Below are 17,687 nucleotides of genomic sequence, written 5' to 3' on the forward strand. Positions count from 1 at the left end.
GGTTATATCTACCAGCTTTGAGAAAAGTCATATCTACATTAGTATGTAATTTTAAAGGAAGGTTCCGGAACGATTTTCTGAAGCGAACAAATTCCGATTACATCACCAACAGACAATATCAGTGCATGCGAAAACATTTTAGCCCCCTTGAACCTAAAAACGGCGTTTATGTTAAACTGCTGCGATTTTTGCCGATCTAGTTTGCTGATAAAACGGAACTTTAACGCGATATGAGTGCACTTTACGCTATTTTTCTTGGCATTTTACAGGGTATTACCGAGTTTTTGCCGATTTCCAGCTCTGCCCACCTTATTCTGGCACCTTTGGTTACAGGCCAAGTCGATCAAGGGTTGGCATTTGATTTAGCTGTGCATATGGGCACCCTTTTGGCGGTGCTGCTGTACTTTCGCCGCGATGTGTTCAACTTAACAACAGATAGCCTGGCAGCACTTGCGCGGCGCCAACATGTCGGACAAAGCCCTCTGGCGCTTGCCGTTGTGCTGGGCACCATTCCGGCCTGCATCGCTGGTTTACTACTACTGGATTTAATTGATACCCACCTGCGCTCGGTGGCCGTTATTTTTGTTACTACCTTAGTATTTGGTATTCTGCTTGGTTTTGCCGATGTTACGGCTAAGGCTGAACGCGATTTGTCAACATTGACACTGAAAGACGCGCTGCTGGTGGGGTTAACGCAGGCCGTTTCTCTGATCCCCGGCACTTCACGCTCTGGTGCAACCATCACAGCAGGTTTGCTGCTGGGTTTAACCCGGCAAGCTGCGTCGCGCTTTTCATTCCTACTGGCGATACCTATCACCTTTTTAGCAGCCAGCGTTAAATTGCTGGAAGTAATTAGTACTGATGCCGCCAGTATTGATTGGCTGGTTTTTGCCATTGGCACCTTTACCGCTTTTATTACTGCACTTGCTGCCATTCACTTTTTCCTTGCTTGGCTAAATCGCTTTGGTATGTGGCCGTATGTGATTTATCGATTATTGTTGGCAGCGGCGATTTATTGGTTTTTAATGAGATAAGCTATGTAACAGCACCGATTTTCAATTTTATTACTGGTTAGTATTTTCAGGTGCTGTAACAGAGGCGAGGCATGCTGCCTTTGTTGATCGTTTAGTCAGATAATTACGGTTACAATAGGGTGGGTTCCCTGAGGGATCCCCACAAATTGCTCCCCCATATTATCCACACTCTATCAGATCGTCCGGTGTCCAGCACCACTGAGCTATCCACTGCAAAATTTGCTTTAGCCCTTGCTGATAATATCGCCTACTTATATTAAGCTTTTGCTCTTTACAGAGCAGTATCCCAAGGGAACAAAGAGCGAGCACTCGTCTATGCTTAACGGTATTAGCCTGATATCGTCGTTGTAAGCCAGCCTTCTCACCCGCACTGCCAAGCAGGTAATGAAACCAGTTAGCCAGGGCTGCCAAGAGCAGTAAGATCTCCAAGCGTGATTTCTTGCGAGTACCATGTAGATCGCTACCTAACCCGTAACGGTGACTTTTTTGATCCCGGAAGCTTTCTTCTATCTGCATTCGGCAGCTATAGCATTTGGCAATTTTCTCGGCATATCCATGACTTTCTGGTAAAGAGGAAACTAATAGCCAAGGCTCTTTGTATTGCCTGTTTTTATCTCTTTTCAATAACTTGTAACCTTTTCCAACCAAAACAGCTTGTGTTTCATAGCTCTGAGATTGGGTGAGTAAGATGTTGCCGACATGCTTGGGCTTGGCTTTGGCCTTACGATAAAATTGGTTAACAGTGATAAACTCTTCCTGCTCTGTCACTTTCAGCTTCACATTCCCTCTGACTCTGGCGACATAATGCCAGCCGAATTCGCGTACTTGTTTTAACCAAGGCACTTTAAATCCGGCGTCTGTCACGATAATTGGCTTGCAGCCTTCTGGTAACATAGCTTTAAGTTGCTCTAAGAATGCCTGATGCAAACGGGGGCTGGTGTACTCTTCTTCAGCAGCGATTTTTTGCAACAACGTTAATGCTCTGCCGTCCGCAGCAATACTCGCTCGTAAAATAAAGTGACGCTTGGCGGTATCCGCATTACTCCAATCGACTAAAATCGTTGGATGGGAATAGGGGGTTACAACAGAAGCAGTCAACGCGGCATAAATCAACGGTAGCTCTCGTTGCAGATTGGCATTATTGAGTAATCTGTTGGCTCGCTTGATGCTGATTTTGTCTGAGGGCCCTGGCATAGCGCGACCAATTGCTGTAACGGTGCAACGAGCGTCTTTAGCAAGAGCAGTAACCGCATCTAACAAGACAGAAAATCTGGCTTTATGCATGGTTTTTGGGGTGACAAATCGGAGGAAATCAGCGAGCATAGTTTTAACATTCATGGCGAGCATCCGCGGTGTGGGATTTTTGGCGAATGATCAGATCGGGAACCGCCATGAATGTTCCCTAGGGCCTGTTGATCTTTGCTGCTCATAATTCAGTCAACCCACATTGGCCGCCATATGAGACAGCATGCCAAGGCCAGTGTACTTGCATAATTTCGCGCCAACTTATCATAGCGTGTTGCTACTGAGCGGTAATGTTTTAACCGCGCAAACACGTTCTCTACTAAATGACGATATTTGTACAAACACCAATCAATATCGCCATTTCCAATTTTTGAATTACGTTTACGCGGTATCGTCGGGACGCCATTTTTCGCTCGGATGTGCTCCCTGACTTTCTCACTGTCATAGCCCCGGTCTGCGATAACATGCTCGGCATCAGGCAGTTGTTCAAGTAGCTCTATAGCCGCTTTGCTGTCGTGAACTTCACCGCCTGTCACGATAAAATCTACAGGCAAGCCAGAACTATCCACTGCCATATGGATTTTCGTCGTGTTGCCACCACGACTTTTACCAATCGCTTCTTTATCTTCTGAGCAGGCACCCGTCGCATGCTGATGCACTTTAACGATGCTGCCGTCTATAAATTCCCATTCCAAATCAGCCAGTTGCCTAAGCTCTGTAAACAGCTGCATTAGTATGCCTTTTTTAGACCACAAGTTAAAACGCCGGTAGATGGTACTCCAATCTCCAAAAGCTTGTGGCACATCACGCCAAGGGCAACCGACCCGCATCCGATACAAAATGCCTTCAAAAGTATTTCGATGTTCCGGTTTGTCATAAACGCGGCCTGTTTTAAGCATCAATCTGATTAGCTTTGACCAGCACTCGTCTGTTAACATTGTCCTTGGCATGGTGGGTTGTCATGGTTAGTTTTTGGCGAAAGTAATTGTACCAGCCCATCATGCTGTCTAATAATCCATCTCGAAAGATCAACAAGCCCTAATCACCTAAATTTTTATTTTAACTACAAAATTTCTGGGGATACCTCAGGTAGTGTCAATCCTTGCTGCTACGCGGTGCTGTAATGACAACTAAATCACTGTTTTAGCTAAATTAGTACTATGAGCAGTGCGGTCAGGCTTGCAACCTGCCGCACGGCTTACCACAGCGAAATGTTAGTCCGCCATTTTTGCTGACTTGCAGCTCATTTCAGCATTGCAACACGACGCTACTGACGCTGCCGGCGAGCTGGGCACCTGTTCTCCTGAGATACCCTGAAATTCCCTCCTGAAAATACACTGCTATGTGCTTGAACTTACTTTAGTCACTATCTGCTGTTCAGCAGCGCTCAGAGCTTATCTGTGTTGCAGAAGTGTAAAGTTTAGCTAAAGTAGTGACAGTAGTATCGAAATTAACTATGTTAGTGACAAGGTATGCACTTTGTTGCAGATCCAGCTAAAAATCTGCACTTTAATGCACATTAAAGTGCAGAATAGAATCTATGTCTTATCATTATCTAATGTATGTAGTCTCTAAAGAGTACACTTAAGTTAAGCTTTAATTTAATAATCAGTGATATGCTTCGCGTCTCTTATTTAGCGATCGAGGATTGCTCTTTTCTTTCGCAGACTCATTATCTTAGTGATAGTAAATGAATAAAAAAATTAAACATGAGTACCAAATCAGTATGCGCTCAGCCATGGAGGCTGAACAAGTCAATGATTTAGACAATGCGTTTAAGTCTCTTGAAAGAGCGCATATTTTAGGGCAGAGATATTTTATACCGCACATAGCGACGCACTGGCAGATGTTACGAATTGGGCTTAAACGCAATGATAATCGCGAGGTTATTGGTCAGATCGTCCGTTTGATAGCAACGGTTCCGGGTTTTATATTTGGTTGGGTTCCAAGGGGAAATCCTGGAGGCGCGAATATCTCTGCTTTAAAGCCAGTGCCCTTGCCAGCTGACTTGCAACCCTTGCTAGCTGACAGCCCCATTTGGCGGGACGTCTTAATACGCCTGACTATTTACGCGGTTATCGTTTTAATCGTATTAGCATAAACACCCATACTATTGCCAAAACGTTCTTCGCTGCAGCCCAATGCTGCAGCGAAGCAGGTTAATGATTATTCCGTTTGCTGTTTGCGGTTATCGTTTTTGTGCACCCAATGATATAACACGGGCAATACCAACAATGTCAGCAAGGTTGACGAAATAATACCGCCAATCACCACTGTCGCCAGCGGGCGCTGCACTTCAGCACCGGTGCCAATATTAATCGCCATCGGCACAAAACCGAGGCTCGCGACCAAAGCGGTCATTAGCACAGGACGCAGCCGGGTCAGCGCGCCTTCCGTTATCGCTAACAGCAAGTCACCTTTCTCACGCCAGAGATCGCGAATAAAGCTCAGCATCACCAGACCGTTCAACACCGCCACACCTGATAAGGCGATAAAGCCAATGCCAGCAGAGATTGATAAAGGCATACCCCTCAAATACAAGGCCAACACACCACCGGTGAGCGCCAACGGCACACCGCTAAAGATAATCAACGCATCTTTAAATGACGCAAAAGCCATCACCAGAATACCTAAGATCAGCAGTAACGTAACAGGCACCACAATGCTAAGGCGCTGACTGGCGGACTCCAGCTGCTCAAAAGTACCACCATAATCCAGCCAGTAACCGGCTGGTAATGTAACGTCACGGTTGATTTGGGCCTTTACCTCTTCTACAAAACTACCAAGGTCTCGCCCGCGCACATTCGCAGTTACGACTACCCGGCGTTTGCCATTTTCACGACTAATTTGAGCCGGTGCTGGCGACACATCTAAGGTAGCTACTTCCTGTAACGGTACAAAGTCCCCATTTGGTAATGGCACCGGCAACACCGCCAGTTTGTCCAGATCGCGACGAAGGGTTTCCGGCAAGCGCACAATCAGCTCAAAGCGTCTGTCGCCTTCATACAGAATACCGGCCGACGTACCACCAATTGCCGCTGATACCCAGTCCTGTAGTTCAACCACATTTAAGCCGTAACGGGCAAGCGCGGTTCGGTTGGGGATCACCGACAAGGTTGGCAAACCAGTGACTTGCTCTACTTTAGTATCCGCAGCACCTTGCACCTTGTTGACCGCTTGCAGAATTTGATTAGCGCTTGTAACCAGCTGATCTAAATCATCACCAAATACCTTAATACCCAGATCTGCTCGTACACCAGAAATCAGTTCATTAAAACGCATCTGAATAGGTTGGGTAAATTCATAGTTATTGCCCGGCAATGTCGCCAAAGCAGCTTCCATTTCAGTGACCAATTGGGCTTTGGTTTTATCCGGATTGGGCCATTCACTGCGCGGTTTTAATATCACAAAGTTGTCAGCCACATTGGGTGGCATCGGATCGGTCGCCACTTCTGCCGTACCAATTCTGGCAAACACTTTATCAACCTCAGCAAAGGTTTTGATCTTTTCCTCCAGAATTTCCTGCATTGCAACGGCTTGTTCTAACCCGGTGCCCGGAATACGCATGGCATGTAAAGCGATATCGCCCTCATCAAGCTGAGGCACAAACTCCGCCCCCAACGTGGTCGCCAACCACAGACACACACCAACCAGAGCACTGGCCAAGCCAATCACCAGCCAGCGAAATTTCAGTGCCAGCGCTAATAGCGGTGCGTACAGGGTTTTAGCGCCTCTTATAACCGCACTTTCTTTTTCACTGATTTTACCATTTAAGAACACCGCCACAGCGGCAGGCACAATGGTCAGCGACAACACCATAGCTGATAACAGGGCCATCACCACAGTCGCTGCCATTGGATGAAACATTTTACCTTCGACACCGGTCAGCGAAAAAATAGGGATATACACTATGGTAATGATAGCCACACCGAACAAACTGGGCCGGATAACCTCTGCTGTTGCCAGATACACTGTATTTAAGCGCTCTTTTAGCGGTTGGATACTGCCGTTGTGTTGTGCCTGTGCCAGGCGGCGAACCGCATTTTCGACAATAATCACCGTACCATCAACAATTAAGCCAAAATCCAGCGCACCCAGGCTCATCAGGTTGGCAGAAACGCCGGCTTGTACCATGCCGGTAATGGTCATCAGCATTGATAGCGGGATCACCGCCGCAGTGATTAACGCCGCCCGCAGGTTGCCCAGTAGGATAAACAACACTACGATCACCAGTAATGCGCCTTCCAGCAGGTTTTTACTGACGGTTGCAATGGCTTTATCCACTAAGGTGGTGCGGTCATATACTGCTTCAGCAATTACACCCTCTGGCAGAGAGCTTTTGATCTGCTCCAGCTTTTGCGCCACATCCCGTGCCACTGTGCGTGAGTTTTCACCAATTAACATCATGGCTGTACCCAGCACCGCTTCTTTGCCATCCTGAGTTGCTGCACCAGTTCGCAGCTCTTTGCCAATGGCAACATCGGCAACGTCACTCAGCTTTACCGGTATTGTGTCGTATTGCGTAATAATGACATTAGCAATGTCATCCAGTGAGGTTAACTGACCGGGCGAGCGTACCAACAGTTGCATGCCCTCACGTTCAATATAACCGGCCCCCCGGTTGTCATTGTTGGCTTGCAGGGCCAGTTCAACATCCTTAATACTCAGGCCATAATTAAGCAGTTTCAGTGGGTCGGGTAACACATGGTATTGCTTGTTGTAGCCACCAATACTGTTTACTTCCACCACACCTTTAACCTGTGCTAATTGTGGTTTTATGATCCAGTCCTGGATTTCCCGCAATGCCATGGCATCGTAAGGTGAACCATTTTGTTGCAGCGCGCCCGGCTTGGCCTGCACCGTATACATAAAGATTTCACCAAGCCCGGTTGAAATAGGGCCCATTTCAGGCTCTATGCCCTCAGGCAACATATCCTTGATAGCGCCCAATCGGGTGTTGATTAAATTGCGGGCAAAGTAGATGTCCGTACCTTCTTCAAACACCACCGTTACCTGAGACAAGCCATAGCGTGACAATGAGCGGGTATAACTTAAATTGGGTAAGCCATACAGGGCAGTTTCTACCGGATAGGTAATACGCTGCTCTGCTTCAAGTGGCGAATAACCTGGCGCCGCCGTGTTTATTTGCACCTGAACGTTAGTAATATCCGGCACTGCATCAATCGGTAACTGTTGGTAGCTCCAGCTACCAATGGCAATAATCAACAGTGTCAGCGTTAAAAATAGATACCGCCTCGCAATAGCCAGGCGCAACATGGATTCAATCATAGTGCCCCCTTAATGATCATGCTCGGCTTCAGATTTTTCAATATCCGCTTTTAACAGATAGCTATTTGTCGTGACATACCACTGGCCGGGCTTTAAACCGGCAATCACTTCGACATAATCCATGTCGCTACGGCCAAGCTGCAATGGGGTAAAGACATATTCGCTATTGTTTTTTACGAAGACTCCGCTTTTATTGTCCAGTATTTGAATGGCCGATTTTTTAACGGCAAGCTCAACGTTGAATTCACCGCTTATCACAGCACCTTCGATCAATTGCCCGGACGACAGTTTACCGTCACGGTTATCCAGCTTAACTCTGGCCAGTTGATAGGGCTGGGTTAATGATGGGATGATATGCGCAATTACGCCGTTAATCTCAGTGTCAGCGGCCATAATGACCACTTTTTGTCCTGTCGCGACAGCATCTTGTTGTGACGGGTACAGGCGAAAATCTGCCCACAGGCTGCCAAAATCAGCAATGCTAAACAGCGTCTGCTGCTGTGCGACTTCACCAACATTGGCGCTGCGCTGAATAATAACGCCGTCAATTGGCGCTTTAATGGTATAGGTATTTAAGCTCTCATTTGACTCGACAACGGCCAGTACATCGCCTGCTTTTACGCTGTCACCCAGCGAGAATTTCACCGAGGTAAGAATACCGGGAAAACGGGCATTAACATGGCTGATGCGGTTTGGATCAGCGCTAAGCTTGCCATAAACAACCTGATGTTGGCGTAATCGCTGGCTGTCAGCACGGTCTGTGACAATATTAACTGCCGTAGCCATATCATCACTAATGCGGCTGCTTAGGGTTTCGTTGTGTTCATGCTCGTCGTTTTCGTCGTGCCCTTCATGCTCATTGTGTTCTTCATGTTTTTTGTGCTCTTCATTTTTCTTAGTGTCAGATTGCGGCTTTACCGCTTGTTCTTTGGCATGGACGTGAGCTTGTTCTTGCTCATTGGCGGCCATTACATGCATCGGCATCAGCCAGGCTGCAATAAACATTGCCAGTGTTACATGTGGTTTCATAATGCTATCTTCCTGTATGTTCTGTTTGCCACGTCGCACAGTTAATGAAGTGCGGCAGCGGGGCAATAATCTTGTCAGTTACTGCGTTACCGGCTCGGCGGTAAGCTGTTCAATCGTCGCCTGGCTCAATAGCACCGCAGTGGCGGTTTCCAGTAAGTGTCTTTTTGCCTGCAACAATTCTTGCTGGGCATTAAGCCAATCCTGATAATTTGAGCGCCCGCGCTGGTATGCATCACGCGTAAGATCCAGCGCTTGTTCCAGGTTGGGGATCACGTACTGCGCCAACTGTTGGTGACTGGTAATAAATTGCTGTCGTTGCGAGTACGCATCAAACAAGCGTTCATGCAGGATCAGTAAGCTATCCTGCTGTCGATACTCGACATTGTTTCGCTCTGCCAGCGCAGCTTCGATGGCTGCACTATTGCGACGTTCAGCAAATAACGGCACTGAGATACCAAAGGTAAGGCCTGTATCATCACTGGCCTGATAGCGTCTTACCCCTACCTGCCAACTCAGATCGGCGCGATTCTGGCTTTGTGCCAGTCGCACTTCAGCGTCTTTTAACCGACGTTCAGAGGCAAAAATGGTTAACGCCGGCGATTGTTGCAGCCGCTGATACAGCTCAGCAAAAGGGCGGCTTTGGCCAAAAGCAAACAAGTTACCTGCCACAACGTTAAAGTTGGCGCTGGTATCACCCCAAAAACGTGCTATGGCTATTTTTTGCCGCTCAATGCGCTGCAACAGGGCGTCCCGCCCGATCTGAACCTGCGCCAGTTGCGCCTTTGCCCGCATGATTTCAGCATCTGACAAGGCACCGCTGGCAGCACGTTTTTCAGCGCTTTGCAGCAGGGCTTCTGAGAGCTCTACTGCCTCTTCTGTCAGTGTCAATTCCTGCTGGCTGGCCAATAGATTAATATAATTGCGGGTAAGCTCTGCCAGCACATCCAGGGTTTGCGCCTGTTGCTGCCATTCAAGAGTATTGAGCCTGGCGTCTACTACCGCAGCGCGCCATTGAGCTTTATTATCCAGCTCTATCACGGAAGATAAGGCGATTGTCAGCTCAGCACCGGCCAGCCCTCTGGCCTCTCCGGTGCCCGCAACATTCTCAAGCTCTACACCGAGTTGATAACCGGGTTTAAGGCTTTGCAAATCACGCTCTGCAAACAGACGCTGTTGCGTAAATTTAAACTGATGCAGCTGAGGGTTGTGTTGCAGCGTTTTATCTATTGCCTGTTGTAATGTCAGTGCTTGCGGCTCTGCACGTAGCGGAAGCGCGCAAAATACCGCCGCCAGTATTGCTGGCAGCATTAGTGTCATACGCATGGGTATGCTCCTGAAAGTTAATCGTTAATAAAAAAAGATAAACAAGCAGGATCAGATATTTGGCGGCGGCACCGGTGGGCGATAGCTAATGAGGTTTAACCCTGGTTGGGTAGCGGCTATAACACTGTCACGGAAGTTAAGCAGTTCCATGCCCTGAAAAAAAGCGATATAGCAGGTCACATGAGCATGATTACTGTGTTCGTCGGCATCATGCTCAGAGTTATGTGCAACGTTATGTGCAGTGACTTGCTCACTGCTTACGTCGAAAAGGGTATCTGAGTGGCAGTGTTCATGTTGCAGGTCAGTGTAGGCATGGGCATGATCAGGCAAATGCATAACTAACGCATCACAGGCCATCACGGCATGATTCAGCATAATCAGCAACAGTAATAATAAGCCTGATGTACGACCTAACATAAATCCCTCAGTAAGTTAGCGCTATGGTAGCGCTATTGCGACTTACGCTTTTAGCTGTAAAATCCTGCGCGCACCATTGAGTACAACTAATCCAATGATGAACCCTATTACCAGATCCGGATAGCGTGACCCGGTCCAGGTGACTAATAATCCGGCCAAAATCACCCCAGCATTTACGATAACGTCATTTGCAGAGAAAATCCAACTGGCTTTCATATGCACGCCGCTTTCTTTTTGTTGATGAATTAACGAAAGACAGATCACATTAGCAACCAAAGCAATAGCGCCCATAATTAACATCAACGTCGACACTGGCTCGTTACCAAACAGGTAGCGCCGTATCACCTCACTGATCACCCCAAAAGCTAAAATTAATTGCAGCCAGCCGGCAAGCTGTGCGGCGTTTAATTGAACCTTGCTACTACGCCCGACTGCGTATAGCGCAACCCCGTATACCGCTGCATCGGCAAACATATCCAAAGAGTCGGCTATTAACCCGGTTGATTGAGCCAGCCAACCGGTCACAAACTCTACTGCAAACATCACCGCGTTAATGCCCAGCAACCATTTTAAAATTAACTCCTCACGCAGCGAACCTGATGCTGTGGATTGTCTGGCCTGCGTTACCTCTTCGGGTTTCACCGGCCCGGTCTTTGTCAGCGATGCGCCCAGCCCTAAGCTGTGCATTTTTGTTGTAATTTCATTGGCATTCACCGTGTGAAAAACGCGAACCTGCCTTTGTCGGATATCAAACTGTAACAGAACACCGGGCTCAACTGTTTCCAGCGCCATACGGATCAAACGCTCTTCGGCAGGGCAGTCCATTTTAGGCACCCTAAATTCACTAAGGTAGGCATATTTTGCATGCTTATCAGGTGCATCAACGGCGCTATTTTCACTGTTGCCCGTTTCGCTACACTTATCATTGGAACAGCATTTTGCATTCATAACCGATAAACCTTGGGTTGATATGAAACCTAGTTTAAACTCTGTAGTTACTATAGAGTCAATAGGCAGTATCGAGATGATCAAGATTGGAGAGCTGGCAAAAATCTCTGGCTGTTCTGTGGAAACCATCCGTCACTATGAAAAGGAGCAGCTTCTTGCGGCGAAATTACGTAGCGATGGTAATTTCCGCCTCTACGATCACGCTGATATCGAGCGGTTGCTATTTATTAAACACTGCCGGAGTTTAGATCTGAGTTTGGCAGAAATTCGTCAGTTACTGAGTTTGAATGACTCGCCAATGTCGCAGTGTGATGATGTTAATCAGATGATTGAACAGCATATCGAGCAGGTAGAACGTCGCATAGCGGATTTAACGCAGCTTAATAAACAACTAAAGGCTTTACGTCTTAGCTGCAACTCGAAGCGCACGGTAGAGCACTGTGGTATTTTAAAACAATTGAATGAAGCCGTTAGTCAAACCAACTAAGTTGTTATCAGCAATAAATAGGTGAGTCTTAATGCACCAGCACAACCATTCATATATCAAAGACGACAGCGACAACCGGATCGCTATGGCTTTTTTCTTAATGTGGGTTTTACCCTAATTGAGTTTATCGGCGGTTGGTTAACCAACAGCACAGCAATTATGGCAGATGCAGTGCATGACCTGGGTGATAGCTTATCTATTGGCAGTGCATGGCTGTTGCACCGGCTTGGCCGAAAGTCTGCAAACCGACAATTTACTTACGGCTACCGCAGATTGTCATTGTTTGGCGCCTTAATTAACGGCTTGGTATTGATTGCCGGATCGGTTTGGGTACTGACTGAGGCAATACCGCGGCTGGCTAACCCGGTAATGCCAGTGACAGAGGAAATGCTGGCTTTAGCTGTGCTGGGTGTTGCAGTCAATGGCTTTGCCGCTTACCGCTTGAGCAAAGAAGGATTTCTGAGGTGTCTTCGAAGTTAGGAGTTCCGATTGATTTGTTGGCTGGTGATGATTTTGCTCGCTTCGTCTTAAGGTATGCACCCGAAATGTTATTCAGACTAGAAAGAAATGGGCAGTGACCTTTATCTAAAATTTTAGGGTATACGGATTTGATGGTTGATGGGGCACCTTCACCCCATCAATCTGATACCACCCTCAGATGGTTGATAGATCGACTCCGTAGTTGAGTTCCTCTGCGAAGTCCGGCAGTCCGTAACCGATGGTTTTCTTGTAGAAAGGAGAGACCTTCGCAGTCGGTGCCTTCTTCTTGTGCTTCGTGGTGTAGAGCATTCGTGCCCGCATCACCTCGAAGGAGTAACCGCGCCCTTCACGGTTCTTGTCCTTGGCCAGTCGGTTGATGGACTCCGTGTAAGCGTTGGTGACGGGCATGTCCGTCTCGAAGTAGGTCATGGTCTCTTCGCGCCAGTTTCCCACTGCCCTGACCAGATCGCTCCAGACTTCCTTTTGGCCCTTCGGGATGGTGGCTATCCACTCGTCCAGGGCGGCTTCTGCCTGGAGCCGTGTGGTGGCGTCCCAGATGCCGTAGAAGCGCTCCTTGTGCTCGTAGGCGGCCAGCATTTGCGGGAACGCGCCTGTCCAAGTCTCCATGATGAGGCGCTCCCGGTCTGAGACTTCGTGAGCGCGTTTCAGCAGGATTTTCCGGTCTCCCTTGAGAGTCCGGCTCTGGGACGGTTTCAGCTCCTTTCTGAGGCCCTTGCGCACTCTCTCTAGGGCATCGTTGGCCATGCGCACCACATGGAACTTATCGACCACGATACGGGCCTGGGACAGCACAGCCTTGACCGCTGCCCGGTAGGGGTTCCACATGTCCATGCTGACGATCTCGACCTTCTGCCGGTCTTTCAGCTTCATCAGGTAGTTGGTCACCACGTCCTGGCGGCGGGTGGCCAGCAGGTCGAGCAGGGTTCGCTCCTCAATGTTGGTCAGAATGCAGCGGTAGCGCTTGTTCAGGTAGGGGTCGTCTCAGAATTCGGAAAATAAAGCACGCTAAGGCGTAGTCACCCCGTGACTCCCCCGCGCCGATGCAGCGAGCTTCGTTCCGTCTTGCAGTGACGCAATCAGCGGGCAGGAAACGTTCCCTTTCCGCGCATGGCAGGCGCACACCAGTTCAGACAGCACGGCCTCCATGCGTGCCAAGTCGGCCATCTTCTCGCGCACATCCTTGAGCTTGTGCTCGGCCAGGCCGCTGGCTTCCTCGCAATGGGTGCCATCCTCCAGCCGCAGTAGCTCGGCGATTTCGTCCAGGCTAAAGCCCAGCCGCTGGGCCGATTTCACGAACCGCACTCGTGTTACATCCGCCTCGCCATAGCGGCGAATGCTGCCATAGGGCTTGTCTGGCTCCGGCAGCAGGCCCTTGCGCTGGTAGAACCGGATGGTCTCCACATTGACCCCGGCCGCCTTGGCAAAAACGCCAATGGTCAGATTCTCAAAATTAATTTGCATATCGCTTGACTCCGTACATAACTACGGAAGTAAGCTTAAGCTATCCAAACCAAATTTGAAAGGACAAGCGTATGTCTGAACCACAAAAGTCTGAACCACAAAAGTCTGAACCACAAAACGGGCGCGGCGCGCTCTTCGCCGGTGGGCTGGCCGCCATTCTTGCGTCGGCCTGCTGCCTGGGGCCGCTGGTTTTGATCGCCTTGGGATTCAGCGGCGCTTGGATGAGTAACTTGGCGGCATTGGAACCTTACCGCCCCATCTTTCTCGGTGCGGCATTGATAGCAATGTTCTTTGCCTACCGCCGCATCTTCCGGACTACGCAAGCATGCGAGCCTGGCGATGTATGCGCTGCCCCACAAGCCAAGACGTCGTACAAAGTCATCTTTTGGATTGTGGCTGCGCTAGTTGTCGTTGCACTAACGTTCCCGTATGTAATGCCCCTGTTCTACTAATTGAGGAAAAATCATGAAAAAACTGCTTACCGCTCTTGCCCTTGCCGCTACCTTCGCTGTCCCTGCCTGGGCCGCCACGCAGACGGTCACGTTGTCCGTTCCCGGAATGTCCTGCGCGACTTGCCCGATCACAGTCAAAATGGCGATTTCCAGGATTGAAGGCGTTGATAAAGTTGACGTTACCTTCGAACCACGCGAAGCGGTTGTCACCTTCGATGATACCAAGACCAGTGTGCATGAGTTGATCAAGGCGACGACGGACGTGGGCTACCCTTCTGAACTGAAGAAATAAGGCATCAAATGACGGCGGCGTCGCCAGAGCCAGATAGAGATGTTGTTCTGGCGATTCTACTGTCAGTCATTCCGTGCACAACCTGTAAATGACGTACGGAGCCTGTTCGCTGATGCGAAAAACTGATCCAGTTACCGAGGCGTTGTACGAGTCGGCTTGGGCATAACGGATGAAAGAGAGAGCAAAATGCAAGAATTAAACGAAGTTGGTCTGAGCGTGGCGGGCATGACTTGCCCAAGTTGCACAAAGCACGTTGAGGACGCGCTGCTGGCGGTTCCCGGCGTGATACGAGCGTCTGTCGATTATCCGGCGAACAGGGCGCAGGTCACGGGCAATAGGCTTGACGTATCGGCACTCGTGACGGCAGTGGGGGCACTTGGTTATCGTGCTAAGCCTGCAGACGAAGTGGAAAGCAAAAGGCGCAGTGCTGAACGGCCAGGACTTCTTGGCAGAGCCGCCCAGTGGCTGAGCGGTGACCGCGCGGTGGAGGAGCTGGCCGGTCAGTTACATGTGGCGGTTATCGGTAGCGGCGGAGCCGCTGTGGCGGCTGCGCTCAAAGCGGCGGAAAACGGTGCCCGGGTCACGCTGATCGAGCGCGGGACTATCGGCGGCACCTGCGTCAACGTGGGTTGCGTTCCCTCCAAGATCATGATTCGGGCAGCCCATATCGCTCATCTGCGCCGTGAAAGTCCTTTTGACGTGGGGCTCACTGCGACGCCGCCTGTTGTCTCGCGTGACCGTTTGCTTGTCCAGCAACAGGCGCGCGTGGACGAGCTGCGAATTGCCAAATATGAAAGCATCCTCGAAAGCAATCCGTCAATCAATCTGGTACGAGGCAGCGCCCGTTTCAAGGATGGCCACACGCTTATCGTGGAAGCTGCAGAAGGGGACTGGCACGAAGTGGCGTTTGACCGCTGTCTCATTGCTACCGGCGCGAGCGCAGCCATTCCGCCGTTGCCTGGTCTTGCAGAAACCCCCTATTGGACTTCCACCGAAGCGCTGGTTAGCGAGACCATTCCGAAACGGCTCGCAGTAATCGGTGCCTCAGTAGTAGCGCTGGAACTGGCGCAGGCGTTTGCACGGCTGGGCAGCGAAGTCACGATCCTGGCGCGGCGCACGTTGTTTGCGAGCGAGGACCCTGCCATTGGCGAGGCCGTTACAGCCGCGTTCCGTGCCGAAGGGATCAAGGTATTGGAACACACGCAAGCCAGCCAGGTCGCGCATGTTGACGGCGAATTCGTGCTGACCACCGGGTACGGTGAAATACGCGCCGACCAGCTGCTGGTCGCCACTGGCAGGGCACCGAACACGCGCAGCCTGGCATTGGAAGCGGCGGGAGTCGCTGCCAATGCGCAGGGGGCCATCGTCATCGACAAGGGCATGCGCACCAGTACGCCACACATTTATGCGGCTGGCGACTGCACCGACCAGCCTCAGTTCGTCTATGTGGCGGCAGCGGCCGGCACCCGTGCTGCGATCAACATGACTGGCGGCGATGCGGCCCTGGACCTGACCGCAATGCCGGCCGTGGTGTTCACCGACCCGCAGGTCGCCACCGTGGGCTACAGCGAGGCGGAAGCACATCACGACGGGATCGAGACCGACAGTCGCACCTTGACCTTGGACAACGTGCCGCGTGCGCTTGCCAACTTCGACACACGCGGCTTCATCAAGCTGGTCATCGAGGAAGGTAGCGGACGGCTCATCGGCGTGCAAGCGGTGGCCCCGGAAGCGGGTGAACTGATCCAGACGGCGGTGCTCGCCATTCGCAACCGTATGACCGTGCAGGAACTGGCCGACCAATTGTTCCCCTACCTGACCATGGTCGAAGGGCTGAAGCTCGCGGCGCAGACCTTCAGCAAGGACGTGAAGCAGCTTTCGTGCTGCGCCGGATGAGGAAAAGGAGGTGTTCAATGAGCGCCTACACAGTGTCCCGGCTGGCCCTTGATGCCGGGGTGAGCGTGCATATCGTGCGCGACTACCTGCTGCGCGGATTGCTACGTCCGGTCGCGTGCACCACGGGCGGCTACGGCTTGTTCGATGACACCGCGTTGCAACGGCTGCGCTTTGTACGGGCTGCCTTCGAAGCGGGTATCGGCCTGGACGCACTGGCGCGGCTGTGCCGGGCGCTGGATGCTGCGGACGGTGACGGTGCGTCTGCGCAGCTTGCCGTGTTGCGGCAACTCGTCGAGCGTCGGCGCGAGGCCTTGGCCAGCCTCGAAATGCAACTGGCCGCCATGCCAACCGAACCGGCACAGCACGCGGAGAGTCTGCCATGAACAGCCCAGAGCACTTGCCGTCTGAGACGCACAAACCGATCACCGGCTACTTGTGGGGCGCGCTGGCCGTGCTCACCTGTCCCTGCCATTTGCCGATTCTCGCCATTGTGCTAGCCGGCACGACGGCCGGCGCGTTCATCGGGGAGCACTGGGGTATTGCAGCCCTCACGCTGACCGGCTTGTTTGTCCTGTCTGTGACGCGGCTGCTGCGGGCCTTCAAGGGAAGATCATGACCGCTTCCCAGCCAGCCGAGAGTGGGCAGCTTTGAGCTTCGCTACCAATCTGGAGGAGTACCACCATGAACGCAAACGCCCCGAACACTGCCAGTTGCACCACCTGCTGCGTATGCTGCAAAGAAATTCCGCTCGATGCCGCCTTCACCCCGGAAGGCGCGGAATTGTATAGGCGTAGGTGTCAGTCAGATCCATCCGACTCGGCATTGGTGTTTGCTTTTTTACCCAACAAGCTGCTGGAAACTAAAAGTAAGGCACCGAGGACAATTGCAATATCAGCCAGGTTGAAGGCCGGCCAATGCCAGTCTCGCCAATAGAAATCAAAGGAATCCACAACATAGCCGCGAAAGACCCGGTCAATCAGGTTGCCCATGGCGCCACCGAGGATAAGACTGTAAGCGATGGCTTCTCCTTTATGACGATTTTCAAGGATCAGCTTGATCAGAAAAATCGAGACCACTACCGCGATTCCGATAAAAAAGTAGCGCTGCCAGCCTCCACCATTCGCAAAAAGACTGAATGCGGCACCGGTATTCCATACGTGTACCCAGTTAAAGAATGAGGTCACTGAAATAGACTCGCCATATGCCATTGATTGTTGCACCAGCCATTTTACGGCCTGATCAGACGCTGCCAGCAGGCCGGAGATGGACAACAGAGCGTACGGTGACAGATGTTTGCCAAAAATGGACATTGC

General features: G+C 50.7%; 17 protein-coding genes and 3 pseudogenes. 10 read left to right on the forward strand and 10 right to left on the reverse strand.

Annotation, left to right across the window (positions count from 1 at the left end; genetic code table 11):
• Window positions 1-230 precede the first annotated feature (230 nt).
• Window positions 231-1,034, forward strand: coding sequence for an undecaprenyl-diphosphate phosphatase (locus tag JAO78_RS08840; RefSeq protein ID WP_008985539.1), 804 nt, complete (start codon window positions 231-233; stop codon window positions 1,032-1,034).
• A 159-nt stretch (window positions 1,035-1,193) separates the two neighbouring features.
• Here JAO78_RS08840 and JAO78_RS08845 read toward each other — a convergent pair whose 3' ends face one another.
• On the reverse strand, window positions 1,194-2,381 hold the full coding sequence (locus JAO78_RS08845; protein WP_083847149.1) for an IS4 family transposase: 1,188 nt from the start codon (window positions 2,379-2,381) through the stop codon (window positions 1,194-1,196).
• Between the two features lie 86 nt (window positions 2,382-2,467).
• Window positions 2,468-3,229: an IS5 family transposase gene (locus JAO78_RS08850; protein ID WP_008985541.1), complete on the reverse strand. Its 762-nt coding sequence runs from the start codon at window positions 3,227-3,229 to the stop codon at window positions 2,468-2,470.
• Between the two features lie 740 nt (window positions 3,230-3,969).
• On the opposite strand from JAO78_RS08850, the gene JAO78_RS08855 reads away from it, so the two are divergent.
• On the forward strand, window positions 3,970-4,380 hold the full coding sequence (locus tag JAO78_RS08855) for a DUF3703 domain-containing protein (RefSeq protein WP_008985542.1): 411 nt from the start codon (window positions 3,970-3,972) through the stop codon (window positions 4,378-4,380).
• Window positions 4,381-4,445: 65 nt separating this feature from the next.
• Here the strand turns inward: JAO78_RS08855 and JAO78_RS08860 are convergent, their stop codons facing one another.
• From JAO78_RS08860 to JAO78_RS08880, 5 genes are all read right to left on the reverse strand, one after another.
• Window positions 4,446-7,568, reverse strand: a complete 3,123-nt coding sequence (locus tag JAO78_RS08860; RefSeq protein ID WP_226751007.1) for an efflux RND transporter permease subunit — start codon at window positions 7,566-7,568, stop codon at window positions 4,446-4,448.
• Window positions 7,569-7,577: 9 nt separating this feature from the next.
• The gene (locus JAO78_RS08865) at window positions 7,578-8,597 is read right to left on the reverse strand and encodes an efflux RND transporter periplasmic adaptor subunit (protein ID WP_057788385.1); all 1,020 of its coding nucleotides are present in this window, start codon (window positions 8,595-8,597) and stop codon (window positions 7,578-7,580) included.
• Between the two features lie 78 nt (window positions 8,598-8,675).
• On the reverse strand, window positions 8,676-9,920 hold the full coding sequence (locus JAO78_RS08870; RefSeq protein ID WP_057788383.1) for a TolC family protein: 1,245 nt from the start codon (window positions 9,918-9,920) through the stop codon (window positions 8,676-8,678).
• Between the two features lie 51 nt (window positions 9,921-9,971).
• Window positions 9,972-10,337 carry a hypothetical protein gene (locus JAO78_RS08875; RefSeq protein WP_008985546.1) on the reverse strand — a complete coding sequence of 122 codons (366 nt, stop codon included), beginning with the start codon at window positions 10,335-10,337 and terminating at the stop codon, window positions 9,972-9,974.
• A 42-nt stretch (window positions 10,338-10,379) separates the two neighbouring features.
• Window positions 10,380-11,285 carry a cation efflux transmembrane domain-containing protein gene (locus tag JAO78_RS08880; RefSeq protein ID WP_008985547.1) on the reverse strand — a complete coding sequence of 302 codons (906 nt, stop codon included), beginning with the start codon at window positions 11,283-11,285 and terminating at the stop codon, window positions 10,380-10,382.
• A gap of 76 nt (window positions 11,286-11,361) precedes the next feature.
• Here JAO78_RS08880 and cadR point away from each other — a divergent pair, with 76 nt between their 5' ends.
• Together cadR and JAO78_RS08890 are read left to right on the forward strand one after the other, a co-directional pair.
• Window positions 11,362-11,772 (forward strand): Cd(II)/Pb(II)-responsive transcriptional regulator, encoded by a 411-nt coding sequence (gene cadR / locus JAO78_RS08885; protein ID WP_008985548.1) that lies wholly within the window; start codon window positions 11,362-11,364, stop codon window positions 11,770-11,772.
• 31 nt (window positions 11,773-11,803) lie between these two features.
• Window positions 11,804-12,216, forward strand: a pseudogene (locus JAO78_RS08890) (cation diffusion facilitator family transporter); the annotation flags it as partial.
• A 210-nt stretch (window positions 12,217-12,426) separates the two neighbouring features.
• On the opposite strand, the pseudogene JAO78_RS08895 reads toward JAO78_RS08890, so the two are convergent.
• A pseudogene (locus JAO78_RS08895) lies at window positions 12,427-13,254 on the reverse strand (ISL3-like element ISPst2 family transposase); the annotation flags it as partial.
• A 24-nt stretch (window positions 13,255-13,278) separates the two neighbouring features.
• A complete protein-coding gene (gene merR, locus JAO78_RS08900) occupies window positions 13,279-13,734 on the reverse strand; it encodes a mercury resistance transcriptional regulator MerR (protein WP_001166628.1) in 456 nt (151 codons plus the stop codon).
• Window positions 13,735-13,805: 71 nt separating this feature from the next.
• On the opposite strand from merR, the gene merT reads away from it, so the two are divergent.
• From merT to JAO78_RS08930, 6 genes and pseudogenes are all read left to right on the forward strand, one after another.
• A complete protein-coding gene (merT, locus tag JAO78_RS08905; RefSeq protein ID WP_001294655.1) occupies window positions 13,806-14,186 on the forward strand; it encodes a mercuric ion transporter MerT in 381 nt (126 codons plus the stop codon).
• Window positions 14,187-14,199: 13 nt separating this feature from the next.
• The gene (gene merP / locus JAO78_RS08910; RefSeq protein ID WP_008950835.1) at window positions 14,200-14,478 is read left to right on the forward strand and encodes a mercury resistance system periplasmic binding protein MerP; all 279 of its coding nucleotides are present in this window, start codon (window positions 14,200-14,202) and stop codon (window positions 14,476-14,478) included.
• Window positions 14,479-14,664: 186 nt separating this feature from the next.
• Window positions 14,665-16,374, forward strand: a complete 1,710-nt coding sequence (gene merA, locus JAO78_RS08915; protein ID WP_001157002.1) for a mercury(II) reductase — start codon at window positions 14,665-14,667, stop codon at window positions 16,372-16,374.
• Between the two features lie 17 nt (window positions 16,375-16,391).
• The gene (merD, locus tag JAO78_RS08920; RefSeq protein ID WP_001277463.1) at window positions 16,392-16,757 is read left to right on the forward strand and encodes a mercury resistance co-regulator MerD; all 366 of its coding nucleotides are present in this window, start codon (window positions 16,392-16,394) and stop codon (window positions 16,755-16,757) included.
• Window positions 16,754-16,990, forward strand: coding sequence for a broad-spectrum mercury transporter MerE (gene merE / locus JAO78_RS08925; RefSeq protein WP_001087807.1), 237 nt, complete (start codon window positions 16,754-16,756; stop codon window positions 16,988-16,990). The genes merD and merE overlap by 4 nt, the downstream gene beginning before the upstream one ends.
• A 65-nt stretch (window positions 16,991-17,055) precedes the next feature.
• Window positions 17,056-17,160 (forward strand): annotated as a pseudogene (locus tag JAO78_RS08930) (DUF3330 domain-containing protein); the annotation flags it as partial.
• 11 nt (window positions 17,161-17,171) lie between these two features.
• On the opposite strand, the gene lspA reads toward JAO78_RS08930, so the two are convergent.
• The gene (gene lspA, locus JAO78_RS08935) at window positions 17,172-17,684 is read right to left on the reverse strand and encodes a signal peptidase II (RefSeq protein WP_004813174.1); all 513 of its coding nucleotides are present in this window, start codon (window positions 17,682-17,684) and stop codon (window positions 17,172-17,174) included.
• Window positions 17,685-17,687 lie beyond the last annotated feature (3 nt).

It is taken from the genome of Alishewanella maricola (assembly GCF_016343785.1).
GTDB classification, from domain to species: Bacteria; Pseudomonadota; Gammaproteobacteria; order Enterobacterales; family Alteromonadaceae; genus Alishewanella; species Alishewanella maricola.